This is a genomic window from Neobacillus sp. DY30, assembly GCF_030123065.1.
In the GTDB taxonomy this organism is placed as follows: domain Bacteria; phylum Bacillota; class Bacilli; order Bacillales; family Cytobacillaceae; genus Neobacillus.
Genome location: NZ_CP126093.1, coordinates 3,641,370 through 3,665,754, shown reverse-complemented (window position 1 = coordinate 3,665,754; position 24,385 = coordinate 3,641,370). Strand labels below are relative to the sequence as shown.

General features: G+C 38.9%; 23 protein-coding genes. 21 read left to right on the top strand and 2 right to left on the bottom strand.

All coding sequences use genetic code 11. The features are described from left to right. The first annotated feature begins 77 nt into the window (after positions 1-77). On the top strand, positions 78-1,022 hold the full coding sequence (locus QNH29_RS17795) for an alpha/beta hydrolase (protein WP_283860710.1): 945 nt from the start codon (positions 78-80) through the stop codon (positions 1,020-1,022). A gap of 104 nt (positions 1,023-1,126) precedes the next feature. Here the strand turns inward: QNH29_RS17795 and QNH29_RS17790 are convergent, their stop codons facing one another. Further along, the gene (locus tag QNH29_RS17790) at positions 1,127-1,900 is read right to left on the bottom strand and encodes an SDR family NAD(P)-dependent oxidoreductase (RefSeq protein ID WP_283860709.1); all 774 of its coding nucleotides are present in this window, start codon (positions 1,898-1,900) and stop codon (positions 1,127-1,129) included. A 453-nt stretch (positions 1,901-2,353) separates the two neighbouring features. Here QNH29_RS17790 and QNH29_RS17785 point away from each other — a divergent pair, with 453 nt between their 5' ends. From QNH29_RS17785 to QNH29_RS17775, 3 genes are all read left to right on the top strand, one after another. After that, positions 2,354-3,406, top strand: a complete 1,053-nt coding sequence (locus tag QNH29_RS17785) for a TauD/TfdA family dioxygenase (protein ID WP_283860708.1) — start codon at positions 2,354-2,356, stop codon at positions 3,404-3,406. 154 nt (positions 3,407-3,560) lie between these two features. Beyond that, positions 3,561-4,850 carry an MFS transporter gene (locus QNH29_RS17780; protein WP_283860707.1) on the top strand — a complete coding sequence of 430 codons (1,290 nt, stop codon included), beginning with the start codon at positions 3,561-3,563 and terminating at the stop codon, positions 4,848-4,850. A gap of 33 nt (positions 4,851-4,883) precedes the next feature. Then, positions 4,884-5,057, top strand: a complete 174-nt coding sequence (locus QNH29_RS17775) for a hypothetical protein (protein WP_283860706.1) — start codon at positions 4,884-4,886, stop codon at positions 5,055-5,057. Positions 5,058-5,186: 129 nt separating this feature from the next. Here the strand turns inward: QNH29_RS17775 and QNH29_RS17770 are convergent, their stop codons facing one another. Then, positions 5,187-6,092, bottom strand: a complete 906-nt coding sequence (locus tag QNH29_RS17770) for a LysR family transcriptional regulator (RefSeq protein WP_283860705.1) — start codon at positions 6,090-6,092, stop codon at positions 5,187-5,189. Between the two features lie 142 nt (positions 6,093-6,234). On the opposite strand from QNH29_RS17770, the gene QNH29_RS17765 reads away from it, so the two are divergent. The 17 genes from QNH29_RS17765 to QNH29_RS17685 all read left to right on the top strand — a co-directional run bounded on the left by QNH29_RS17765 (position 6,235) and on the right by QNH29_RS17685 (position 24,377). Continuing rightward, the gene (locus QNH29_RS17765; protein ID WP_283860704.1) at positions 6,235-7,023 is read left to right on the top strand and encodes an SDR family NAD(P)-dependent oxidoreductase; all 789 of its coding nucleotides are present in this window, start codon (positions 6,235-6,237) and stop codon (positions 7,021-7,023) included. Between the two features lie 184 nt (positions 7,024-7,207). After that, entirely contained in the window at positions 7,208-7,684 is a 477-nt protein-coding gene (locus tag QNH29_RS17760; protein WP_283860703.1) for a 2,4'-dihydroxyacetophenone dioxygenase family protein, read from the top strand. Positions 7,685-7,937: 253 nt separating this feature from the next. Continuing rightward, on the top strand, positions 7,938-8,720 hold the full coding sequence (locus QNH29_RS17755; RefSeq protein ID WP_283860702.1) for an SDR family NAD(P)-dependent oxidoreductase: 783 nt from the start codon (positions 7,938-7,940) through the stop codon (positions 8,718-8,720). A gap of 127 nt (positions 8,721-8,847) precedes the next feature. After that, positions 8,848-9,990 carry an acyl-CoA dehydrogenase gene (locus QNH29_RS17750; protein WP_283860701.1) on the top strand — a complete coding sequence of 381 codons (1,143 nt, stop codon included), beginning with the start codon at positions 8,848-8,850 and terminating at the stop codon, positions 9,988-9,990. 70 nt (positions 9,991-10,060) lie between these two features. Beyond that, positions 10,061-10,504: a MaoC family dehydratase N-terminal domain-containing protein gene (locus tag QNH29_RS17745; protein ID WP_283865671.1), complete on the top strand. Its 444-nt coding sequence runs from the start codon at positions 10,061-10,063 to the stop codon at positions 10,502-10,504. Positions 10,505-10,535: 31 nt separating this feature from the next. Continuing rightward, positions 10,536-10,946, top strand: a complete 411-nt coding sequence (locus tag QNH29_RS17740; protein WP_283860700.1) for a MaoC/PaaZ C-terminal domain-containing protein — start codon at positions 10,536-10,538, stop codon at positions 10,944-10,946. Positions 10,947-11,052: 106 nt separating this feature from the next. Further along, positions 11,053-11,817, top strand: coding sequence for an electron transfer flavoprotein subunit beta/FixA family protein (locus tag QNH29_RS17735; protein ID WP_283860699.1), 765 nt, complete (start codon positions 11,053-11,055; stop codon positions 11,815-11,817). 20 nt (positions 11,818-11,837) lie between these two features. Next, positions 11,838-12,806 (top strand): electron transfer flavoprotein subunit alpha/FixB family protein, encoded by a 969-nt coding sequence (locus QNH29_RS17730; RefSeq protein ID WP_283860698.1) that lies wholly within the window; start codon positions 11,838-11,840, stop codon positions 12,804-12,806. Positions 12,807-12,836: 30 nt separating this feature from the next. Beyond that, complete coding sequence (gene accC, locus QNH29_RS17725; protein WP_283860697.1) at positions 12,837-14,189, top strand: acetyl-CoA carboxylase biotin carboxylase subunit; 1,353 nt, start codon at positions 12,837-12,839, stop codon at positions 14,187-14,189. A gap of 29 nt (positions 14,190-14,218) precedes the next feature. Next, positions 14,219-14,761 (top strand): acetyl-CoA carboxylase biotin carboxyl carrier protein, encoded by a 543-nt coding sequence (accB, locus tag QNH29_RS17720; protein WP_283860696.1) that lies wholly within the window; start codon positions 14,219-14,221, stop codon positions 14,759-14,761. 32 nt (positions 14,762-14,793) lie between these two features. Then, a complete protein-coding gene (locus tag QNH29_RS17715; RefSeq protein ID WP_283860695.1) occupies positions 14,794-16,344 on the top strand; it encodes an acyl-CoA carboxylase subunit beta in 1,551 nt (516 codons plus the stop codon). 30 nt (positions 16,345-16,374) lie between these two features. Then, positions 16,375-16,788, top strand: a complete 414-nt coding sequence (locus tag QNH29_RS17710; protein WP_283860694.1) for a hypothetical protein — start codon at positions 16,375-16,377, stop codon at positions 16,786-16,788. Positions 16,789-16,859: 71 nt separating this feature from the next. Then, entirely contained in the window at positions 16,860-17,948 is a 1,089-nt protein-coding gene (gene phaC / locus QNH29_RS17705) for a class III poly(R)-hydroxyalkanoic acid synthase subunit PhaC (protein ID WP_283860693.1), read from the top strand. A gap of 61 nt (positions 17,949-18,009) precedes the next feature. Continuing rightward, positions 18,010-18,579, top strand: a complete 570-nt coding sequence (locus QNH29_RS17700) for a hypothetical protein (protein ID WP_283860692.1) — start codon at positions 18,010-18,012, stop codon at positions 18,577-18,579. A gap of 265 nt (positions 18,580-18,844) precedes the next feature. Then, positions 18,845-20,995: an acyl-CoA mutase large subunit family protein gene (locus QNH29_RS17695; protein WP_283860691.1), complete on the top strand. Its 2,151-nt coding sequence runs from the start codon at positions 18,845-18,847 to the stop codon at positions 20,993-20,995. Further along, positions 20,983-23,139, top strand: coding sequence for a methylmalonyl-CoA mutase (gene scpA / locus QNH29_RS17690; RefSeq protein ID WP_283860690.1), 2,157 nt, complete (start codon positions 20,983-20,985; stop codon positions 23,137-23,139). The genes QNH29_RS17695 and scpA overlap by 13 nt, the downstream gene beginning before the upstream one ends. 62 nt (positions 23,140-23,201) lie before the next feature. Further along, entirely contained in the window at positions 23,202-24,377 is a 1,176-nt protein-coding gene (locus tag QNH29_RS17685) for a thiolase family protein (RefSeq protein WP_283860689.1), read from the top strand. Positions 24,378-24,385 lie beyond the last annotated feature (8 nt).

Sequence of the window (24,385 nt, the reverse complement as noted above, 5' to 3'; positions counted from 1 at the left end):
ATGCCTTATGGCCAGAATAAAAGGTTAGGATATAGCCGAGTTAATTTTAAAATTAATTGAAGTGAGGTTGATTCTCCTTGATAAATTTAGATCCGAGAGCAGAAAAATATTTACAAGCATTTAATCAGATGCCGCCTATTCATAAAATGGATCCTCAGACAGTTAGAGATATGCTAGCAAAGGCACCTCGCCCTGCTGTAAAATTAGAACCGCTTTCAAAGGTAGAGGATTTGATGCTTCCAGTAAGCCAGAATGAAAAAATAAAATGTCGGGTTTACATACCAGATGGACAAGGTCCCTTTCCTCTATTTATATACTACCATGGTGGGGGATGGGTTCTCGGAGACATTGAATCAACGGATGCAAGCTGTCGAATGATCGCTAATAGAACGGATAGTATTGTTGTATCCGTAAACTATCGTCTTGCACCAGAGTATAAGTTTCCGACTGCTGTCGAAGACGCATATTCGGCTTTGGAATGGGTGTATGAAAAAGGGACTTCCTTTAACGGAGATGTTTCAAGATTGGCAGTAGGAGGGGATAGCGTAGGTGGAAATCTAGCAACAGTAGTTACGATGATGGCGAGAGATAGAAAAGGTCCCGACATCACTGCTCAGGTCTTACTTTATCCTCCGACAAACCTTGAGTGCAATACGGAATCCCATCAAACATTTGAGAAAGGATTTGGTCTGGATCGCGAACAGCTGATTTGGTTCCGTGATCATTATTTAAGGAATGAAGAGGACAAGTGTAATGAGTACGCTTCACCCTTGGTCGCTGAAGATTTAAGTGGTCTCCCGCCAGCATTAGTTATCACAGCGGAAAATGATGTGCTTCGGGATGAAGGTAGGGCTTTTGCTGATCGTCTGAAAAAATTTGGTGTGCAGGTTGAATATGCATGTGAACCCGGTATGGTACACGGCTTTTTTGCACACATGGCTATTTTCTCTAACAACATTGAAGCAACTGTTTCTAAGATTAACAAATTCTTACTTACAGCAAAATATTCGATAAAAATCTAAATAAAACGAGCCTCACAAGTTAATGAGGCTCGTTTTATATTTATCTGTTTTATAGACTATTAATTGGAAATCTATGAAACAGATAATAGTAACAACCAAGTATTTTAGAAATAAACGGTATTTCCAATGCCGCCAGTTACCGGGATAACATCACCAGTAATCGATGCTGACAAAGGTGAGGCTAGGAAGGTAACGACATAAGCAATTTCCTCTGCAGTTATCAAGCGGCCGAGGGAATTTAGTGATTCTACCTGGCGTATAGCTTCCTCATTAGTGACTCGATCTCTAAACGTTTCCGTATCGACTATACCTGGGTAAACAGCATTAACGTTAATTCCGTGCTTTCCTAATTCCAATGAGGCGGATTTCGTCATATGGACAACAGATGCATTACGCGGACCGGAACTAAAGTAATTACCGCCAATTCTGGCAGCAAGACCACTTATATTTATGATACGGCCCCATTTATTTTCTATCATATAAGGTGCAACAGCTCGGATACAGCGAAAATAACCCATGTACTTTTCTTCAAAATCTTTCATAATAAGTTCATCTTTAATACTATAAAAATCCTCTGGCTCCTGGCCGCCAACGCGGGCACCGCTGTTGATTAATATATCAATACTTCCCATTGCTGCTGCGGATTGTTCAACTAGATTTAGGATAGAGTTAGGGTCAGTGGTATCTGCCACAATCGGATAGATAGTTCGGTTCGTTTCTTTTGCCAATTCCTCTGCAGTAATCTTTAGAGTGGATTCGTTTCTTGAACAAATCGTACAATCTACACCTTCGAGAGCCAACTGGCGGGCAATAGCTTTACCAATACCACGGCTTCCCCCAACAATAAGTGCCTTTTTTCCGGATAACTTTAAGTCCATCGTTCAACCTCCTGTATTGATTCCCTAGTAATAGTGGATGGTGATTTTTTAGAATATTGTTTCTTTTCTTTATTTGATTCTACCTTTAAATAATATTTATATAAAATTAAAGATTTTAATTTGTACTTTAGTTGGACTAATATAATAGGATGTTGAAATTTTCCATTGTAAATGGAGGTAATATTTATATATATTAGTATTATTTACATGTAAGTTAAAATCTTTAATTTTATTTAACTGAAAATTATGAATATAATTAATGTAATGACTATTATCACAGTCACAATGCTATTAAAGCGATTCTATATTAATAAAGGGGGGAACATCGTTCAATAGGATTAATTGTATCAAGAAGAATGGTAAAAACGAGGGAGTTACTCTTTTAGTAGGAAACAGCCCGAACATTGTCTACTACAGATAAAAAGTGTATTAGAAAAGGAAGGAGGAATATAGGTGCCGCCCATTTTAAAGGAAAAAATTCAAGGACCTGCAGCGTGGAAAGGTATTGATCTAACTAAAGATGATTCATGGATTTATTATTTGCCTGAGAAAACAATTGCTTCTCTTGAAAGCGCTTTATATTTTGTGAAACAAAAGGGTTTAAAAGCACCAGATTTTAACAAGGAGGACTTCCCCATCCCTGATCTCTCTAATGAAATCGATTACTTTATTGACGAGTTGGAAAATGGGAAAGGATTTTTGTTAATTCGTGGATTACCAATGGAAAGGTATACGGATGAAGAGGCAAGCATTATTTACTGGGGTCTCGGAGTACATTTGGGCATCCCGGTAACTCAAAACGCAAAAGGTGATCTTTTAGGGCATGTCGTTGACCAAGGTTTGAACATTAATGATTCCAATGTACGCGGTTACCAAACGAATGCACATCTTCCCTTTCACCCAGATGGATCTGACGTAGTCGGATTATTAAGTCTTCGGAAGGCTAAATCCGGGGGATTTAGCAGTATTGTAAGCTCGATGGCTGTTTATAATGAAATTCTGGAGAAGTACCCAGAGTACCTTGAAATTCTTTATCGTCCATACTGCTTGGATCGTCGTGGTGAAGAAGCCCCAGGAGAATCTCCAGTATATTCATCACCAGTCTTTAGCTATTACAAAGGTAAATTAAGCTGCAGATATAATCGTGGATATGTCGAATCAGCACAAGCGAAAACAGGTATCCTTTTGTCAAAGGAAGAAATAGAAGCATATAACTTAATGGATTCTCTCCTTCATGATGAAAACATGCATATCGATATGATGATGGAACCTGGTGATATGCAATTCGTAAATAATTATACTGTTCTTCATTCACGTACTTTATATGAAGATTATGAAGAACCCGAACGCAAACGTCATTTATTAAGATTGTGGCTCACGATGCCAAATGGGCGAGAAATTGCTCCCGATTTCGCTATGTTTATTGATGAAAAAACAGGTAAAGCAGGTCGCGGTGGTATACCTGTACGTGAAAAAACAGCTGGCGCAATTAGAAAAATGAAGTAATGTTTTAATAAATAACAGGTGTTTAAACATAGAAGAATTACCTTTACAATCATTTTCATAAGAAGACGAATAGCTTTATGTTGATGGGAGTGCCTTGCAGATTTTTATGAAAAGATGTTCCTTAATTAGTAGAAAAGAAGGGGAGAATTTTACATTGAAAACACCAAAATATTCTTGGATTATATTATTAATTCTAGTTGCTTCCGGAATGGTCAACCAAGTTGATAAAATTATCATCGGTTTAGTTTCCGTTCCCTTAATGAAAGAGTTAAATTTAAGTCCTTCAGAATGGGGAGTTGTTGGAAGCTCATTCTTTTGGTTCTTTACCATATCTTCTTTAATTATTGGGGGCATGGCCGATTCCAAAAACACGAAAAAAATGTTTACTTGGATCATGTTTATATGGCTGGCTGTTCAATTTACCACACCTTTTGTTTCCAGTCTGTCTTTATTAATGTTTTCAAGAATGATCTTGGGAGCAGGAGAAGGTCCAGCCATCGCGATATCCACTTCTTTAATAGGAAAATGGTTCCCTAAACACAGACATGGTATAGGTTTTGGCGCAGTTCTCTTTGGAGCAACAATCGGGCCAGCGATTGCTTCTCCATTATTAATCTCCTTGATCAGTCAAAATGGATGGAGATCTGCTTTTATCGCAATGGGGATTGTTGGACTTATTGTTACAGTATTATGGATGATTTTCGGAAAAGAAAGCCCAAAAGAAATCGGGTTGCCTACATTTGAACAAGAGGATAAGAACTCATTCATCCCTTCTAAGGTTTCTTGGCGTCAATTTCTTCCGCATCTTCTTTCTAAAAATTTTATTTTTACCGTTTTGTGTGCAGGCTGTGCCTATTGGTTATTGTCTGTTCAAGCGGTTTGGTTCCCAGCATACTTTGCCAAAATTCAACATTTTGATGGAAAAATATTAAAAATGGCAGTGTCTTTACCTTTTCTCTTCGCTGCCATTTGCCAAATTGGATTTGCCTTGATATCAGATCGGCTTTATCGTAAAACAGGAGATATTCGAAAAGCACGAGTAAATCTTGCAGGTATTTCAATGGTGCTATCCGCTATTTGTTTATATCTAGGAAGTGTCGTGAATTCAAGTGCTATCTCCATCTTGTTCTTCATCCTTGCTCCAGGTTTTGCGATTGTTATTCTATCACTCGCACCTGCCATGTTAATGGATTTCTTTTCTACCAAAAACATAGGAAAAGCACAAGGGACATATGTTGCTCTTTCTAGTTCAACAAGTATTATTGCTCCAGTTATATTCGGGAATTTTATTGAAAATTCAGGAACTGAGGCAATTGGATATGGTTATGGGTTCCTAGTAACTTCATTGGTTATGTTTGTTTTCGGATTATTGTTTTGGGCGATTGTACGTCCTGCGAAGCAAACTGACACAACGATAAAAGCTGAGGAAACAGTGATTGTTTAAAAAATCATGATTTAATCGAGGAGGGGAAGAAATATGTGTAAAAATAACAAAGCTGTTGATGGAATGGATTGTTGTGTAGATTGCAATGAAGAATTGGCCATTATGGAGCGAAATCGCAGTAAGTGCTGGAATTGTCTGGATAAGATTTCCGAGACTTATGCTGATGATCATATTGAAGAGGAAGATGGAATAAAATCGGGTGTATAGGAATTCCCGAGAATCTGATCCTGGCGTTGGTGGAAAAAGGAACTCAGGATTTAATAATACTAATAGATTCCTATAAAAAGAGAAGCACTAAGTCCATTTTGGACGTAGTTGCTTCTCTTTTTTTCTGTCTTAACTTTTAATAATTTCAGATTTCAGATATTGAATATATTTGTTGGCAAAAGTGGATAAATGTTTATTTTCTGATCGAACCAACCCTAAAGAAATATTTACAGTGCTATGATTTATCAAATCTACCGGAATTATATCTCCATTGATGACAGAGGGATAATTTTTCATTACGAAATCAGGAGCAAATGAAATGGCCAAATTTTCATTGATCGCTTGGAGAAGACCATCCATATTATTTGATGTAAATAGGATTTTCAAGGGCTTATATCTGTTAAAAAAATCTTTTACAAAATGTTGCATTAATTCACCTTTATAGGTGACGAGAGTTTGATCAAGTATATCATTTGGTGTTACGGTACCTAGAAACGCTAAGGGCGAATGCTTAGAAACATATACTTTCTGTTTCCCCTCTATGAGTGCTTCAAAAGCTATTCCTTCCATGTTTACGGTCAAATCACTAGAATATGTAATCAATCCGAAATCAGTCTTATGCTGCCTGACATCTTCAATCACAGCAGTACCACTTTTTTCGGTTACCTCCAGATTTACGTGAGGATAATCATGTCTAAAAGCAGATATTGCTTTTACTAGAAAGGTCATTAAACCTGGTAGAGAAGAAATTTTTAGTTCCCCCACTTCTGTGGAATTCATTAAGTTGGCTGTCTCTTTTATTTCTTCAAGTTTTTTTTGTACTTCGTAGGCAAGCTTTAGAATGATTCTGCCTTCATCGGTTGGGACAGCACCATGTCCCCGTGACCGTTTAAGAATTTTAATCCCTAGCTCCTTTTCAAAGTTGGTAATGGACTGACTGATTGTGGATTGAGTTACATGTAGATTCTGTGCCGCAATAGACAATGAATTGTATTTAGCAACTTCAACGATATATAGTAATTGTTCAATATTCATTGCTGTACCCCTTTTTCAATATTAGTAATACTTATTTACACATTAAAATCTTTAATTTTATTTCATTATAATTTACTAGTACAATCAATATCAATAAGATTTTTAAAATCTTTGAATATTCTTAATTAGGGGGAAATGTAAAATGTCATTAAAACAATTGTTTGATTTAACCGGACAGACAGCAATCGTTACCGGAGGCGGCAGCGGTCTAGGGCGTGTAATGGCACTGGCTCTAGCTGAGGCAGGTGCAAACGTTGTAGTATGTTCTCGTCGGTTAGAGGTTTGCGAAGAAGTTGTAAAAGAAATAGAGGCATTAGGAAAACAAGCACTTGCTCTAGCAGTGGATGTAACAAATCCTGAATCTGTCGTTCAAGGCTTAGAGAAAGCGGTTTCTCATTTTGGGAAAATCGGAATTTTAGTCAACAGCAGCGGAACGGTTTTTGAAACACCTGCTACTGAAATGCCTTTAAAGCAATGGCAAGCTATGCTTGATACAAATGTGACTGGTACATTCTTAATGTGTCAAGCTGTAGGAAAACATATGATTGAAAACGCATACGGAAAAATCATTAACATTTCTTCTAGTATTGGTTTTAAAGGCGTCGATCCAGAAGCAGTAGATTCTGTAGGGTATACAACTAGTAAGGGTGCCGTTATGACTTTAACGAAGGATCTTGCAGTTAAGTGGGGTCGCCATGGAGTGTATGTAAATTCCATTGCTCCTGGAGTGTTCACTACTGGAATGAATAACCCAGAAATACCGGGAACACTTGTACACAAAGCAGGTCCTTTCATTGCTTCCCAAGTTCCAGTTAGAAGGTTAGGCAATGACAATGATTTAGTAGGTGCTCTCCTTTACTTTGCTTCAGCAGCTTCTAATTATTGTACGGGACAAATATTGGTTCTTGATGGGGGCCTTGGGGCTAAGTAAATTCCATCCAAACAACGAACAGTGTAAATTAATCAAACTTAATTGCACATTAAAAATGTTAATTTTACTTAGCTGAAAATTAAAAATATACTGAGATTATAAATTCAAAGAAGTTAAGTAGCTGAATAATGTAAGCGTTAACAGCATGCGAATTTAAAAATATACAATGGAAGAGGGAATTTTAGTGAGTAATGTAAAAAATGTACAAGCAGCAGTAGCATATCATGCAGGAAATGTTAATGTAGATGAATTGCCTTGGGTTCCTTATTTCGGAGATGCGAAATTTAAATTGCTTAAAGTCAACCCTGTGACAGGACAGAATATTACCTTATTATATGTACCTGCGAAAATGCAGCTTCCTGCCCATTTTCATCCTGGACAAGTCATTGTTTATACCGTACAAGGATCTTGGAGATATCTAGAGGAGTCTTGGATCTCCAAACCTGGCGACATGGTTTTTGAACCTGCTGGCTCCACACATACACCTTCAGCTGTAGGGGATGAAGACGTTATTACCTTCAATATTGTGGAAGGAACATTAGACTATCTGGGTGAGAATGGAGAAATTATTGCACGAGATAACTGGGAATCATTCCTGAAAAGATACCTTGACTATTGCGAGGCTGAAGGAATTGAACCCGTTGATGTGACTGCGTTTTAATAAATAAATCTGGTAATAAAAAGAGAAGCCCGGGTGTCTAAGTGACGACGAGGCTTCTCTTTTTATTATGCGTAACTCTTTTTAATTCCAGGAAATTAGAAAAATTAATAGTTTTCACTATCTTAATATTAATAACACTTATTTATATATTAAAATCTTTAATTTTATTTAATTTATACTAATGAGTATAATCAATAATATGATAATATTTATAAATTTTAGAATATTCCAAACGTAAGGGGCTAAAAAACATATGCCAACAGAAACAGTTTTGATTACAGGCGCTACTAAAGGGATCGGTTTGGAATTCGCAAAAGTTTTCGCAGGCCATCGCTATAACTTGGTATTAGTTGCTAGAGACGCAACATTGTTGGAACAACAGGCTGAGATTTTACAAAAGGAGTATGGAGTGAAAGTAAATACTTTTGCCGGTGACTTAAGCAGCCATGTAACAGTAGAGAACTTGCATCTGCACTTGAAAAACATAGGTATCAACATCGATATTTTGATTAATAATGCCGGTGCAGGCGGATTAGGGTTAATGACGGAATTGGATATTAAGAAAGAATTGGAATGCCTGCAGCTTAACATGATTTCACTCACGTATTTAACCAGACTGATAGCGGGTGAAATGGTTAAACGAAAGCAAGGTAAAATTTTAAATGTGGCTTCAACGGCGGCCTTTCAGCCAACTCCAGGGATGTCGATGTATGGGGCAAGCAAATCGTATGTCTTAACCTTTTCAGAAGCGATTGCGGAAGAACTAAAAGGAACCGGAGTTCATGTTAGTGTATTATGTCCCCCTTCAACGAAAACACCGCTCACGGAAGGGTTGGCAGCAACAGGAACAAAAATTTTCATAAAGAACTTGATGGACCCAGAAGCAGTTGCCAAGTGTGGCTTTGCAGGGTTAATGAAGAATAAAACAGTGATTATTCCAGGCTTTAAAAATAAAATTATGGCTAAATCAGTGGGACTGCTGCCAAGGAAGTGGGTAACCGTCTATACCCGAAAGATGATCGAGCAAAAAGTGTAAATTGCGATTAAATTCCCATCCTTGAAAAGGTGGGAGTTATTACAGCTATCTTCGTATTGAGCAATCGCTCGCTCAACATACTCGGGCGAAATAGGATGCACAAAATATATTAAAGAGGGGTCTAACAATGAACTTTTTATTATCAGAAGAACATCAGATGATGCAAAAAATGGTGCGCGAATTTGCACTGAACGAATGTGAGCCAACTGCAGCACAGCGAGATGAAGAAGAATACTTTGATATCAAGATTTGGCGGAAGATGGCAGAACTTGGCTTATGCGGAATCCCTTGGCCAGAGGAATACGGTGGTGCCGGTGCCGATTATATGAGTTATGTGATCACGGTGGAAGAACTTTCCCGGGTGGATGCTTCCATAGGGACTACTCTTGCCGCCCATACATCGTTAGCCGGATGGCCTGTTTTCAAGTTCGGAACGGAGGCACAAAAACAAAAATATTTGCGAGTCATGGCAGAGGGAAAAAGCATGGGTGCGTATTGCTTGACAGAACCAGGATCCGGATCTGATTCCAGCGGAATGAAAACATCTGCGGTACTTAAAGGCGATGAGTGGATCTTGAACGGTTCGAAGATTTTTATTACCAACGGTGGTTATGCGGATACCTATATTGTCTTTGCCCAGACCAATCCGGAACTAAAGCATAAGGGGATTACCGCATTTATTGTGGAAAAGGACTTCCCAGGATTTTCTGTAGGAAAGAAGGAGAAAAAGATGGGCATTCGCTCCTCCGCAACAACGGAAGTGATTTTTGAGGACTGCCGCGTTCCAAAGGAAAATCTCTTGGGACAAGTGGGCGAAGGGTTCAAGATTGCCATGATGACCCTTGACGGCGGTCGAAATGGTGTAGCTGCCCAAGCGGTGGGAATTGCTCAGGGAGCGTTTGATAAAGCTGTCGAATATGCGAAGAATCGCTTCCAATTTGGCAAACCGATTAGCGCGCTTCAAGCTATACAATTCAAACTAGCCGATATGGCTACAAACATAGAAGCCTCTCGTTTATTGACATATCAAGCTGCCTGGCGAGAGGACCAAGGAATCCCTTATGTGCATCAATCGGCAATGTCCAAACTTTTAGCCGGAGACACTGCAATGGAAGTTACGCTAGAGGCTATCCAAATATTTGGAGGATATGGCTACACAAGGGAATACCCGGTAGAACGTTATATGAGAGATGCAAAAATCACTCAAATCTATGAAGGAACACAAGAAATTCAGCGTCTTGTTATAGCTGGAAATCTGCTGAAACAATAAAAAAAATTCAAAATTTAATCAAAGTTAGTAAGAAGCTACTATTTTAAAGAGGTGGAAGAACTTGTCGGATGTGAAAGATTTACTTGGACTTGAGTTAGAACCTTACAGAATGGCAGTGGAAAAAGGGAAAATAAAAGAATTAGCCATCGCCATTGGTGATGATAACCCGATTTACTATAGCTTAGAGGCAGCGAGGGATGCAGGTTATGATGGCATTCCCGTTCCGCTTACCTTTTTGCAAGTCATTGAATATCATGGCGGATATGGCTTTCAAGAAAAAATGGAAGTATTGAAATTAAACCCATTAAAAATATTGCATGGCGAACAAGAGTATGAATATCTTGGCGATATTTATGCCGGGGATGAGCTTCATGTTACGAGTAAGATTGTTCGGGCAGATACCAAAATCGGTTCTTCTGGCGGAATGGATTTTGTTACGGAAGAAACCAGATTTACCAAACAAAAAGGCGAATTAGTGGCAATTGCTAAAATTACGTTAGTTCACCGTCATTAAATAGTACCTGATGATAGGGGAGAAATAAATCATGTTTTTTGAAGATTTGCAGGTGGGAGATTCATTTCCTGTTCTGAAAAAAGATCCAATTACACGAGTTCAGCTCGTAAGATTTGCAGGGGCATCTGGAGATTTTAATCCACTACATACCGTTGAAGAGGTTGGGGAGCAAGCTGGCACAGGAATTATTGCTCACGGAATGTTAATCATGGGGATGTTATCCCAAGGAGTTACATCATGGATACCACGAAAAAACATTAAGAGAATACAAGTACGTTTTAGTAAAATGACGTATCCCGGAGAATCTATCGAAATTGTTGGCAGAGTGATAGAGAAAAAAGCTGACAACCTCGTGATAGCTGAAGTACTGGCGAAAGACTGTGAAGGCGATGTAAAAGTTTCAGGGATTTTTGAAGCGAAATTACCATCAAGGATTCAGTAGAGCAATCATATTCTCCAAACTTACAATGTTTTTTATTTAAGAACGAAAATCCTTTTTCAGTTCTATACTGCATTAAAAATATTACATCAGAAGGGGATACGAAAACATGAACATTTTAGTATTGATGAAACAAACGTTCGATCCGGAGGAAAAAATTGCGTTCCAATACGGCACCGTTAGTGAAGAAGGGGTAAACTTCATCATCAATCCTTACGATGTATATGCGATTGAAGAAGCGCTTCTATTGCGGTCTTTGCACGGTGGGGAAGTAACGGTTATCACGGTAGGACCGGAACGTGAAGAGAATGGGCTGCGAACGGCGCTTGCGATGGGTGCGGATAAAGCGATTATCATTAATAGCGATGATTTAAATCTTGATGAATACAGTACAGTTAAAATTCTTGAGGCCGTTATTAAAAATCGGGAATTTGACATCATATTAGCCGGTAATGTGGGAGTTGATTATGGCAGTGGACAAATTGGTCCGCGTCTTGCAGAGGAACTCAATATTCCACAAGTGACGACGATTACGAAGCTTGCGATTGTTGGAAACGAAGCGGTGATCGAGCGTGATGTTGAAGGAGATAAAGAGGTTGTCTTGGTATCTCTTCCAGTTTTGGTCACAGCGCAACAGGGATTAAATGAACCGAGCTATCCTTCCTTGCATGGCATCATGAAAGCGAAGAAAAAGCCAATTGAGCGGATTGAGATTGATGATTTACATATGGAAGAAGTGCTAGAAGTAAAGACAATAACTACCGAGACATTTTTTGCGCCGAAAAAAGGAGCAGGACGTATCTTGGAGGGTGACATCAAAGCTCAAGTTTCTGAACTGGCTGTACTTCTTCGCAGTGAAGCGAAGGCAATCTAACACACAGGAGGAGAACTAACATGAGAAAAGTACTAGTGGTGACGGAAGCTAAAGCTGGGAACCTAAGAGGTGTTTCACTGGAGTCGTTGACAGCTGCGCAACGCATTGCGGAAGGCGGAGAAATAATAGCTGTGGCATTCGGCAGTGATGCTGCTCATTATGCAAATGTTTTAGGGAAACATGGGGCAAATAAAGTATATATTGTAGGCAACCAAGAACTCGATGTTTATACAACGGATGCATATTCTCAAAGCTTGAGACAGGTTATTAATGAAGTCAAACCAGAAGCTATTTTCATGCCACATACATCAATCGGGAAAGATCTCGCACCGCGCATTGCAGCGCGGTTGGGGCTTGGACTTATATCTGACGTCATTGATGTTCAGGTGGAAGAAGATGACGTTATCTTTACACGTCCTGTTTTTTCCGGAAAAGCGTTTGAGAAAAAGAAAGTAGTATCTGGCATCCCATTCGCAACTGTACGTCCAAATAACATCCCGGTGGAAGAAATCAGCGGAACAATTGAGATTGTCCATTTTTATGCTGAAATCAAAGAATTACGGACGGTTGTAAAAGAAGTAGTGCGAAAAACAACTAGTGGTGTAGATTTATCAGAAGCTAAAGTCGTCATCTCTGGTGGAAGAGGGGTTAAATCCCCTGAAGGTTTCAAGACGCTTCAGGGATTGGCTGATGTCCTAGGCGGGGCGGTAGGTGCTTCCCGTGGTGCCTGTGATGCTGAATACTGCGATTATTCACTGCAAATCGGACAGACGGGAAAAGTTGTCACCCCAGATTTGTACATTGCCTGTGGAATTTCAGGTGCAATTCAGCATTTAGCCGGGATGTCCAACTCCAAAGTTATCGTGGCGATTAACAAAGATCCGGAAGCCCCAATCTTTCAAATAGCCGACTACGGTATTGTGGGTGATTTGTTTGAGGTGGTTCCTTTACTAGCGGAAGAGTTCAAAAAAGTACTAGTAAACTCTTAAATAAAATTACAATTGGAAAGGAACTTGTACATGTTTAAAAAGGTTCTTATTGCGAATCGAGGAGAAATTGCTGTACGTGTAATTAGGGCGTGCAAGGAAATGGGGATATCCACGGTTGCGGTTTATTCTGAATCAGACCGAGAAGCCCTGCACGTGCAAATGGCGGACGAGGCTTATTGTATAGGACCCTCGTCATCTTCAGAAAGCTATTTGAAAATTGTAAATATAATAAGCGTTGCTCAATTAACGAATGCGGATGCGATCCACCCTGGTTATGGTTTTCTGGCAGAAAACAGTACGTTTGCTGAAATTTGCGGTGATTACAATATTTCATTTATTGGCCCAGAAGCAGAAGCCATTAATAAAATGGGGGATAAAGCGGTCGCGAGAGATACCATGAGAAGTGTAGGAGTGCCTACCGTTCCAGGTACAGATGGTCTAATTGAAGATCTTGAAGAAGCTATTATGATAGCTAAGGATATTGGATTCCCTGTCATTGTTAAGGCAACAGCTGGCGGCGGTGGCAAGGGAATGAGAGTAGCAGGGGATGAAGAGGAATTACGAAAAGCAATTCGTCAAGCACAGAAAGAAGCTGAAACCGCATTTGGAAACGCCGGTGTGTATCTGGAAAAATACATTGAGGAACCACGCCATGTGGAAATTCAAATTATTGGGGATAGGCTTGGTAATGTCATTTATTTAGGGGAAAGAGACTGTTCCATTCAAAGACGCCATCAAAAACTGGTAGAAGAAGCACCGTCACCAGCCCTTGAGGAAGATACTCGTAAACAGATGGGTGCAGCCGCAATCGCCGCAGCAAAAGCTGTTAACTATCATGGAGCGGGGACTGTTGAGTTTTTATTAGATAAAAACGGTCAGTTCTATTTTATGGAAATGAATACCCGCATTCAGGTAGAACACCCTGTTACAGAAATGGTTACTGGCATTGACTTAATCAAAGAGCAAATTTCGGTGGCAGCAGGCTACCCTCTTTCTTATCGTCAGGAAGATATTAAAATCAATGGCTGGGCAATTGAATGCCGTATTAATGCAGAAAACCCGGCAAAGAATTTTATGCCTTCTCCAGGGAGAGTTGAAATGTATCTTCCACCGGGGGGATATGGTGTACGAGTAGATAGCGCTCTCTATCCTGGATGCGAAATTTCTCCTTATTATGATTCGATGGCAGCAAAAGTGATTGTTTGGGGAAAAAATCGTGAAGAGGCGATCGCGCGCATGAAGAGGGCACTTGATGAATTTGTTATTAGTGGAATCAAAACTACTATTCCATTCCATCAAAAACTTTTTGAACATGAGAGTTTTGTAAAAGGACAGTTTAACACAAAATTTATCGAAACGAATCCATTACCGTTAGAAGTGTAATTCATCTAGTTAATTAAGGAGAGATTAAGATGTATAAAATTCAGGAAATAAGAGAAATCATTAAACTTATTGATGGATCGACAGTAGACTGCTTAGAACTTGAAAAGGGAGATGCTCGAATTTTCGTTAGAAAAAGTTCAATGATTAATCATTCTGTTATACAAGAAAATAAATCTATTAATCTGGCTGCTCCTGCTATTTTGGAGGCACCTGTTCTTTTAGCCGCAAGCAAGTCGAATGAACTTTCAGTAGCGTCTAGTCAAGCCGCAGCGACGAAGGAAAACACTGAAAAAGAAGAAATAACACCAAAAATTCCGGAAACTAAAAACCTATTAAAAATTGTTTCTCCTATGGTTGGGACGTATTACAAGGCACCTTCAGTCGACGCGGCTCCCTATGTAAAAATTGGGGATAAGGTTGAAAAGTCAACAGTTGTCTGTATCGTTGAAGCAATGAAATTGTTTAATGAAATTGAAGCAGAAATGGATGGAGAGATCGTTGAAGTACTCGTCGAGAATGGTCAACTGGTAGAATACGGCCAACCTCTTTTCTTAGTGAAGCAGACTTCATAACATAATTCGAACAGAGGAAGTGGAAATTTCCAATGAGCACAGTTTATGAGAAAATTTATGATTTATGGGATAGGAAAAGTAAGATCATGCTTGGCGGCGGTGACGAGCGAATTGATACCCAGCATAATCGAGGGAAACTAACTGCAAGGGAACGAATTGATTTATTGTTGGACGATGATTCCTTTGTGGAATTAAATTCATTTATCAAGCACCGTGCAACCAACTTCGGTATGGATAAATTGGAAAGTCCAGGGGAAGGAGTTGTGACGGGTTACGGGAAAATTCATGGCCGTCTAGTCTACGTATTTGCCCAAGATTTTACCGTTTTTGGCGGCGCATTAGGTGAGATGCATGCATTAAAAATCTGCAAAATTATGGATTTGGCAGCCAAAAATGGGGCTCCGATTATTGGGTTAAATGATTCTGGCGGTGCTAGGATTCAAGAAGGAGTCGTTTCCTTGGACGGATATGGTCAGATTTTTTATCGGAATGCCATTTATTCAGGGGTAATCCCGCAAATTTCTGTCATTATGGGCCCATGTGCAGGTGGGGCAGTGTATTCTCCAGCCATTACTGATTTTGTATTTATGGTAGATACAACAAGTCAAATGTTTATAACAGGGCCAAAGGTTATTGAAACGGTAACGGGAGAGAAGATTTCTGCGGAGAATCTGGGCGGTGCAAAGGTTCATTCCTCCATAAGTGGTTGTGCGCATTTTACTAGCGATTCCGAACCAGAGGTCTTAGATGAAGTAAGAAAATTAATTTCCTTTCTGCCACAAAATAATACGGAAAAGCCGCAGTCTATGGAATGCTTAGAAGAGGATGATTGGCGGGAAGATTTACTTGACCTAGTACCTCTCAATGGAACGAAAGTATACGATATTCGTAAGGTATTAGAACAAGTTTTAGATCAAGGGTACTTTATGGAAGTTCAAAAGGACTATGCAAAAAATATCGTCGTTGGTTTTGGAAGAATTGATGGGAATAGTGTAGGAGTTGTTGCCAATCAGCCTAAAGTAATGGCTGGCGGTCTAGATATTAATTCTTCGGACAAGACTTCCAGATTCATTCGATTCTGTGACTCTTTTAACATCCCAATCATAACTTTTGAAGATGTTACAGGTTTTTTCCCTGGCGTCAATCAAGAGCACGGAGGTATCATTCGTCATGGTGCAAAAATTCTCTACGCCTATTCAGAAGCAACAGTTCCTAAAATAACCGTCATAGTAAGAAAAGCATTTGGCGGGGCCTATGTCGCTATGAATTCAAAAGCAATTGGTGCGGACATTGTATTTGCTTGGCCAAATGCGGAAATTGCCGTAATGGGACCGGAAGGAGCAGCAAATATTATCTTTGCAAAAGAAATTAATCAAAGCAGTGATCCGGCATCAACACGTTCGGAAAAAATTGAAGAATATCGAAATATGTTTGCGAATCCTTATGTTGCGGCTTCTCATGGAATGGTGGATGACGTAATCGATCCAAGAGATACAAGAAAAGTTCTGAAACAGTCTTTAGAGATGCTTAGAACAAAAAAAGAAGTAAGACCGAAAAAAAAGCATGGAAACATTCCATTGTAGGATGTGTTCCAATAAATAGGAGGAGAAAAGATGGAAAACAATTTTTATGATATGTGGAAAAATTATTATTCGAAGTATAGTAATCTGTTAGATGATCAAGTAACGAAGGAATTTCCAACTCAAGCGATCAGCCAGATATTGGAGATGAATCTTCACTTTAAAAAAATGTTGAATGAAACAACTGAACGATATTATGAGTTTGCAAATCTACCATCAAAAAATGACCTTGCGCATGTTTCCTCTCAGATTGTAAATATAGATGCCAAAGTGGATGATTTAGAAGGATTTTTGCAGGAATCGAAGGATAATCAAAGAGAGGCAGTGGAACTGCAACGTGAAATAACAAATTTGAAAAAAGATATGAAGAGTCTTGATGCTAAACTGAATCAAATCTTAACTTTATTAAATTCGCCGAAAGTTACGAATACAAAAGGATCTGTCTAACAGTACAGTGAAAAACGCGAATTGAAAACGCTTTATTTTTAACAATTATACATGCTAAAGGGTGGAGAGTTATGACCAATCTTATGTCAAAAGAATACGAAAATTTTATCGAAATGATACCTGAGGAGTATCAACAGATGTATAGACGTTTAAAAAGCGTAACTCAAGTGTTAGTGAAGGATGCCGAACCAGAGGTCGGCCCAACACCGAAAGAAGTCATTTGGACTCGGAATAAAACAAAGCTATATCGCTATATTTCAGAACAACCGAAAAAACATAAAACTCCGCTTCTCTTGATTTATGCACTGATTAATAAGCCCTATATCATGGATTTAACAAAGGGTGGCAGTTTAGTTGAATATCTGGTGAATCGGGGCTTTGACGTCTATCTCCTTGAATGGGGTACACCAGGCATTGAAGATAAAAATATGAAATTAGATGATTATATTATGGACTACATCCCTCGGGCAGTTCGTAAAGTTTTGCGAAAATCAAATGCGGATGCAGTATCCATTCTTGGATATTGCATGGGCGGTACAATTACTTCAATATTTGCAGCTTTGCACCCTGAAATGCCAATTCGTAACCTTATCTTTATGACGACTCCATTTGATTTTGAAGATACAGGCCTTTATGGTGCTATGCTAGATGAGAAACATTTTGATATTGATAAAGTGGTGCAAACATACGGTAATATACCACCTGAAATGATTGACTTTGGAAACAAACTACTAAAACCAATGGCAAATATTTATGGCCCTTATGTTAGTCTTTTTGAACGTGCTGAGAATGAAAGTTTTATAAAGAGCTTTAAACTTCTGCAAAAATGGTTAAACGATGGCATTCCATTTCCGGGTGAATCCTATCGTCAGTGGATTCGTGAATTTTATCAAAAAAACAAGCTGATTAAAGGGGAACTTGTTATTCGTGGACGTCAGGTGAGTCTTGCGGAAATCACTGCTAATGTCCTAAACTTATCGGGTGAGATTGACAACATTGCTCCACCGCATCAAGTAGAAGCATTAATGAATCGCATATCCAGTAAAGACAAACAATATATAAACCTACCAGTTGGGCATACGTCTATTGCTTTTGGAAGTAAAGCTTCAAAAATAACGTATCCAACGATTGGTGATTGGTTAGAAGGAAGATCAAATTAAACGTAAATAGATTTCACTTAACTTACCAGGAGTTAAATGTGTCCTATTAGGAGGGAATGAAATGACTGTAGTTAATAAATTCGAAAAAAATGGTTCATTTATAGACCAATTATGGAATCAAGCGATTCAAAACATAGATGATTGGGATGAAGGAGAGAATTTTCAAGAGGAAGTTCTTCTGCAATCTTCAAAACGATTGGCTGAAAATGTGAAACAAAATCAAACAAATGTAAGCGAACTCATAAACCAAATTACAAAAGAACTCTTTGAATTGGAAGAAAAGTCTCGAGAACAATTATTGGCATCCACTACAAGCTTGCACAATCTAACCCTATTAAATTCATTTGAGGAAATTAATAATCAAGTGAATCAAATTAAAAATCTATCATCAGAGCTCCTTACAAGTCCTTTAGATAATCTATTAAAAGGTAATTATTCTGAAACTATTATAAACACACTAGATAAATATATTGAACATAGACGAAATGTTCGAAATTTGCATGTGAAAAATATAAAAGAAACATTTTCTATTATCCAAAAAAATCAGATATCATTCCTTAATTTTTTAACAAATCCATTTGAGAATGTATTCTTTCCCTTAAATAAATATATGGTGCCTTCAAACGAATAAATGAATAAAAAAAATTGTGAGAGAGGTGAAATTATGTGGGTATGTAACACACATATGAAACAAGCACTACCATTTTTAGATGCTCCTCATGTTAGGAAAGCGTCGTATAAAATTAAGTGTTCCCTTTGTGACACTTTCGCGATTGCAAAAGTTTATTATTCTTACAAGACTTACCATTTTTCAAAACAATCCATGTATTCTTTGTCAAAAACTTCCCAGGAAAAATCAGGTTAAAAATACAAATTAAAGGGAGTGGATTGTCACTGTGAGTACTAATAGTAAGATTACAGAATCTAACATACATTTGTTGGAGGATTTTCCTACACCAGCTTATCAACAGTGGAGAGAAGTGGCAGAGAAAACCTTAAATGGAGCTAATCTTGATGAAAATCTAGTTTCCGATACTTATGAAGGAATTCGTCTTCAACCTTTGTATCGTCTAGAGGATATTAAAAAATATCCATTTTTATCTACATTGCCAGGTAATTTCCCATATTTACGGGGAACCAATGAAATTGGTAATCAGCATGAACCTTGGAAAGTGAGTCAGGAATTAACTTATTCGGATCCAGAAGAGTTTAATCAAGCTGTACGAAATGATTTAGAAAAAGGGCAAACAATGCTTCATTTGGTATTGGACGAAAAGAGATGGATTGACCCTTTGGATCAGGAAAAGGTAAATAGCAGAGGTGTTATAATAGCCTCTCTACAGGATATTCACAAAGCATTCAAAGATATAAATACGGAAGAAGTCCCAATCTATATCGAACCTGGTATAAGCGGATTTCCTTTTTTCGCTACATTTATGGCTCATATCATTCAACAAAATCAATCTCCCAAAAGAGTTAGAGGCTGTATAGGTATTGATCCAATTGGACAACTCGTACAAAAGGGAGATCTTCCATTTTCTATTAATCAAGCATACAACATGATGGCAGAGATAACCAAGTGGTCGATGAAACACTCTCCTGAATTGAAAACGATTGTTGTCAAAACCCATCCATACCATAATGCGGGAGGAAATGCGGTACAGGAATTGGCTTTTGCAATTGCTACAGGTTTGGAATATCTTCGCACTATGGAAAATCACCAAATTTCTATTGATGATGTAGCAATGCGGATAGGTTTTTCTTTTTCGATAGGTTCAAATTTATTTATGGAAATTGCAAAATTTAGAGCAGCTCGTATGTTGTGGGCTAGAATTGTGAAGGAATTAGGCGGTAATGATACTTCTCAAAAGATGTTCATTCACGCCAGGACTTGCGTCTGGACAAAAACGATTCACGATCCTTATGTAAACATTCTCCGTGGCACAATCGAAGCTTTTGGTGGGATTATTGGTGGTGTTAATAGTCTGCATGTGTCACCGTTTGATGAGGCCATTGGTCCGCCTAATGAGTTTTCACGTCGAATTGCAAGAAATACTCAACTCATTCTAGAAAATGAGGCTAATTTGTCAAAGGTTACCGACCCAGCTGGAGGTTCATGGTACATCGAAACACTCACCTATTCACTAGCTGAAAAGGCATGGGAGCTTTTTCAACAAATTGAAAATTTAGGTGGAATGTATAATTCGCTCATTGATGGTTTTCCACAAGAGACAGTTGCCGCAACAGCTGAAGATAGAATGAATAAGATCAAAAGCAGGAATGAAAAGATCGTGGGGACAAACATCTTTCCAAATTTGGATGAGAATCCATGGGGTACCGACGTAAACATTGAACAGGTCCAGACTCGAGGCAAAAATGACGAGCTAAATAATATTAACCATCTGAATTCTAACGTGGAATCCGCGTTATTACAAGATTTATTAGAAAAATTTACAAAAAATAATTCTATAGAGAATGCTATACAAGCGGTCAAAGCCGGTGTGACAATGGATGAACTCTTACAAGCTATGTGTGTAACAACAAATATGAACCCATCTGTTCGTCGTTTTAATTTTCACAGAGCAGCAGAACCTTTTGAGTCACTTCGTGAGCATGCAGAAAAATACAAGCATAAGATTGGTTATCTCCCTAAGGTATTTGTAGCAAAGATTGGACCGGTTTCTACCTATAAGCATCATGCAGATTTCGTAACTGAATTTTTAAAAGTAGGGGGATTCCAGGTCAGCCAACATGAAGAGTATCAATCGAATTCCGAGGCTCTACATGCGTTCCAATCTTCCAAATCCAATATTGTGGTCATATTGTGTAAGGAGGAGAAATTTCCTGAAGTGGTACCTTCTCTAGCGAAAAGGTTGAAACAATGTAAAAGCGACGTAACCATTCTATTGGCTGGTTATCCACCGACAGATGATAGAGAACGGTATATGAAAGAAGGCGTAGATGACTTTATTCATTCTAAAATTAACTTCTATGAAAAATTGGTCACTCTTCAAATAAAGGGAGGAATTAGAGAATGTACAAAGTAGTTGATTTTACTAAAATGTCATTTTACGACACTTTTACTTCCCCTGTTCCTCGAATAAAAGAAGAAAATGCTGCAAGGTGGAAAACATTGGAAAACATTGACGTGAAACCGGTTTATACATCTACTGACCTTATAGATATGGAACATTTGGAATTTGTATCTGGACTCGCACCGTTTTTAAGAGGACCCTATCCAACAATGTATATTAACCAACCATGGACAATAAGACAATATGCTGGTTTTTCAACTGCAGAGGAAAGCAATGCTTTTTACCGCCGGAATTTAGCTGCAGGACAGAAGGGCCTATCGATTGCATTTGATTTGGCAACCCACCGTGGCTATGATTCTGATCATCCCCGTGTCGAGGGAGATGTAGGAAAAGCAGGGGTAGCTGTGGATTCAATTTTGGATATGAAAATTTTATTCGATGGAATACCATTGGATAAAATGTCGGTATCCATGACAATGAATGGTGCAGTACTTCCGATTTTAGCTTTTTATATCGTGGCAGCTGAAGAAAAAGGCGTTCATCAATCACAATTATCCGGCACCATCCAAAATGATATTTTAAAAGAATATATGGTTCGGAATACCTTTATTTACCCACCTGAAGCTTCAATGAGAATAATAGCAGACATCTTTTCCTACACCTCTCAACATATGCCGAAATTTAACAGTATTAGTATATCTGGTTATCATATGCAGGAGGCTGGTGCAACTGCGGATATTGAGCTTGGGTACACTTTAGCCAATGGATTAGAATATGTTAGAACCGGACTGAAGGCTGGACTGGATATTGATTCATTTGCTCCAAGGTTATCGTTCTTTTGGGGTATTGGAATGAATTATTTTATGGAAGTAGCGAAGATGCGGGCAGCGCGTCTTTTGTGGGCGAAACTGATGAAAGAGTTTCAACCTAAAAATCCAAAATCAATGGCTCTGCGTGCACATTCCCAAACATCAGGCTGGAGCTTAACCGAGCAGGATCCTTTTAATAACGTAACTCGAACCTGTATCGAAGCATTGGCGGCAACATTGGGACATACACAGTCATTGCATACAAATGCTTTGGATGAAGCAATTGCATTACCAACAGATTTTTCTGCGCGAATTGCTAGGAATACACAGCTTTATTTACAAGAAGAAACCGGTATTTGCAATGTCGTTGACCCTTGGGGCGGCTCTTTCTACGTGGAATCTTTAACACATGAATTAACACATAAAGCATGGAAGCATATTCAAGAGGTAGAGTCACTAGGTGGGATGGTTAAAGCCATTGAATCAGGACTGCCGAAGATGAGAATTGAAGAGGCAGCAGCTCGTCGCCAAAGCCATATTGACTCGAAAAAAGAAACCATTATCGGGGTCAATAAATATCGGTTAGAAAATGAAGATCAATTAGACATCCTTGAAGTTGATAATGGGGCTGTACGAGAAACGCAAATTAAGCGTTTACAAGAGCTGCGTTCAAGCCGTGATGAAAGAAAGGTGCGAGCCACGCTTAATGCCATTACCGAAGCTGCTAAAACGGGACAAGGTAATTTATTAGCTCTTGCAGTTGAAGCAGCAAGGGCAAGAGCAAGTCTTGGTGAGATTTCCGATGCATATGAAAAAGTTGTTGGGCGTCACAAAGCAAATTCTCGCTCGGTGATGGGAGTATATAGCGCCGAATATGCTATTGAGCAAGAAATCAATGATGTACGACAACAAACCCATGAGTTTGAAGAGAGGGAAGGACGCCGACCAAGAATCATGGTTGCCAAGCTGGGACAGGATGGTCATGATCGCGGGGCAAAGGTAATAGCAACTGCATTTGCAGATTTGGGATTTGATGTGGATATTGGTCCTCTTTTTCAAACACCAGAAGAAGCAGCACTTCAGGCAGTTGAAAATGATGTTCATGTTATTGGGCTAAGTTCCCTGGCAGGTGGTCATAAGACCCTATTGCCAAAACTAATGATTGAATTGAAGAAGCTCGATCGTGAAGACATCGTTGTGGTTGCTGGAGGTGTTATCCCGGTCAAGGATTATGAATTTCTAACAAAAAATGGGGTAGCAGCTATTTTTGGTCCAGGAACAGTAATACCTGTTGCAGCACAAAAAGTATTAGAAGAAATCAATCGACGTTTAGATTGGAACGATTAAAGTGAAGTGCTAAGTAAAACCGCGGACAAAACCGCTATTTTTATGAAAGTGGGGGATAGTGAATGCAAAATGTATACTTAGTTGAGGCACTCAGAACTCCGATAGGGAGTTTCGGTGGTTCATTGAAGGATGTCAGTGCTGTGCAACTTGCAACGAATGTTGTTAAGGAGGTGTGGCAACGATCTAATCTTCCGGGTGAATGTATTGATGAGGTAGTACTAGGTAATGTACTAAAATCAGGACTCAAAGGAAACCCAGCAAGACAAGCTTCAATCCATTCTGGGTTACCTGTGTCTGTACCGGCCATTACCATTGATAAACAATGTGCTTCGGGATTGCGCGCAATTACATTAGCCTATCACCAAATTCTTGCAGGTGATTCAAATGTTGTGATTGCTGGTGGTACAGAAAGTATGAGTAATGTCCCGCATTTGGTGTTGAATGCAAGGTGGGGACAGAAAATGGGAGATTTACGGACAGTGGATGCACTCTTTCATGATGGACTTCACTGTGCAATAGAAGGTTACCATATGGGGATAACAGCTGAAAATTTAGTAGAAAGCTATCATATTTCCCGAAAGGAACAAGATGCTTTTGCCTTAGAAAGCCAGCAAAAAGCTATTAAAGCTAAAGAACAAGGTAAATTCGAAAAAGAAATTATTCCTGTTGCTATTAAAAGCAAGCGTGGTTCTACTTTGGTTACAGAAGATGAGAATATAAAAAATACTAATCTAGAGAAATTATTAACTCTTAAACCAGCTTTTAAAGAAAATGGGACGGTGACAGCTGGAAATGCTTCGTCATTAAATGATGGGGCAGCTGCAGTCATTGTTGCTTCGGAACAAGCTGTAAGGGAATACGATTTAAAACCACTTGCCAAAATCCGTTCGGTTGCTAGTGCAGCTGTAGCTCCTTCTATCATGGGCATTGGACCAGTCCCGGCAACACAAAAAGCCTTAACGAGAGCAAATCTTACCATACAGGATATTGAATTGGCAGAGCTAAATGAAGCATTTGCAGCACAAGTGCTGGCAGTAAATAAGGAATTAGGTTTACCAGAGGAGATTATTAATGTTAATGGAGGTGCGATAGCATTAGGTCACCCAATCGGATGTTCTGGTGCACGGATTTTGGTTACCTTAGTTCATGAATTAAGACGCCAAAAGAAACAAATTGGATTAGCATCCTTATGTGTAGGCGGGGGACAAGGCGTTTCAATTATCATTGAAGCAGTATAATATAGTTT

Excerpts from the sequence above, each read along its gene's own strand:
- QNH29_RS17710 (WP_283860694.1), top strand. The coding sequence starts at position 16,375 with ATGGAAAACAATTTTTATGATATGTGGAAAAATTATTATTCGAAGTAT.
- QNH29_RS17735 (WP_283860699.1), top strand. The coding sequence starts at position 11,053 with ATGAACATTTTAGTATTGATGAAACAAACGTTCGATCCGGAGGAAAAA.
- accC (WP_283860697.1), top strand. The coding sequence starts at position 12,837 with ATGTTTAAAAAGGTTCTTATTGCGAATCGAGGAGAAATTGCTGTACGT.
- accB (WP_283860696.1), top strand. The coding sequence starts at position 14,219 with ATGTATAAAATTCAGGAAATAAGAGAAATCATTAAACTTATTGATGGA.
- QNH29_RS17755 (WP_283860702.1), top strand. The coding sequence starts at position 7,938 with ATGCCAACAGAAACAGTTTTGATTACAGGCGCTACTAAAGGGATCGGT.
- phaC (WP_283860693.1), top strand. The coding sequence starts at position 16,860 with ATGACCAATCTTATGTCAAAAGAATACGAAAATTTTATCGAAATGATA.
- QNH29_RS17740 (WP_283860700.1), top strand. The coding sequence starts at position 10,536 with ATGTTTTTTGAAGATTTGCAGGTGGGAGATTCATTTCCTGTTCTGAAA.
- QNH29_RS17790 (WP_283860709.1), bottom strand. The coding sequence starts at position 1,900 with ATGGACTTAAAGTTATCCGGAAAAAAGGCACTTATTGTTGGGGGAAGC.
- QNH29_RS17765 (WP_283860704.1), top strand. The coding sequence starts at position 6,235 with ATGTCATTAAAACAATTGTTTGATTTAACCGGACAGACAGCAATCGTT.
- QNH29_RS17715 (WP_283860695.1), top strand. The coding sequence starts at position 14,794 with ATGAGCACAGTTTATGAGAAAATTTATGATTTATGGGATAGGAAAAGT.
- QNH29_RS17700 (WP_283860692.1), top strand. The coding sequence starts at position 18,010 with ATGACTGTAGTTAATAAATTCGAAAAAAATGGTTCATTTATAGACCAA.
- QNH29_RS17775 (WP_283860706.1), top strand. The coding sequence starts at position 4,884 with ATGTGTAAAAATAACAAAGCTGTTGATGGAATGGATTGTTGTGTAGAT.
- QNH29_RS17770 (WP_283860705.1), bottom strand. The coding sequence starts at position 6,092 with ATGAATATTGAACAATTACTATATATCGTTGAAGTTGCTAAATACAAT.
- QNH29_RS17750 (WP_283860701.1), top strand. The coding sequence starts at position 8,848 with ATGAACTTTTTATTATCAGAAGAACATCAGATGATGCAAAAAATGGTG.
- QNH29_RS17685 (WP_283860689.1), top strand. The coding sequence starts at position 23,202 with ATGCAAAATGTATACTTAGTTGAGGCACTCAGAACTCCGATAGGGAGT.
- scpA (WP_283860690.1), top strand. The coding sequence starts at position 20,983 with ATGTACAAAGTAGTTGATTTTACTAAAATGTCATTTTACGACACTTTT.
- QNH29_RS17730 (WP_283860698.1), top strand. The coding sequence starts at position 11,838 with ATGAGAAAAGTACTAGTGGTGACGGAAGCTAAAGCTGGGAACCTAAGA.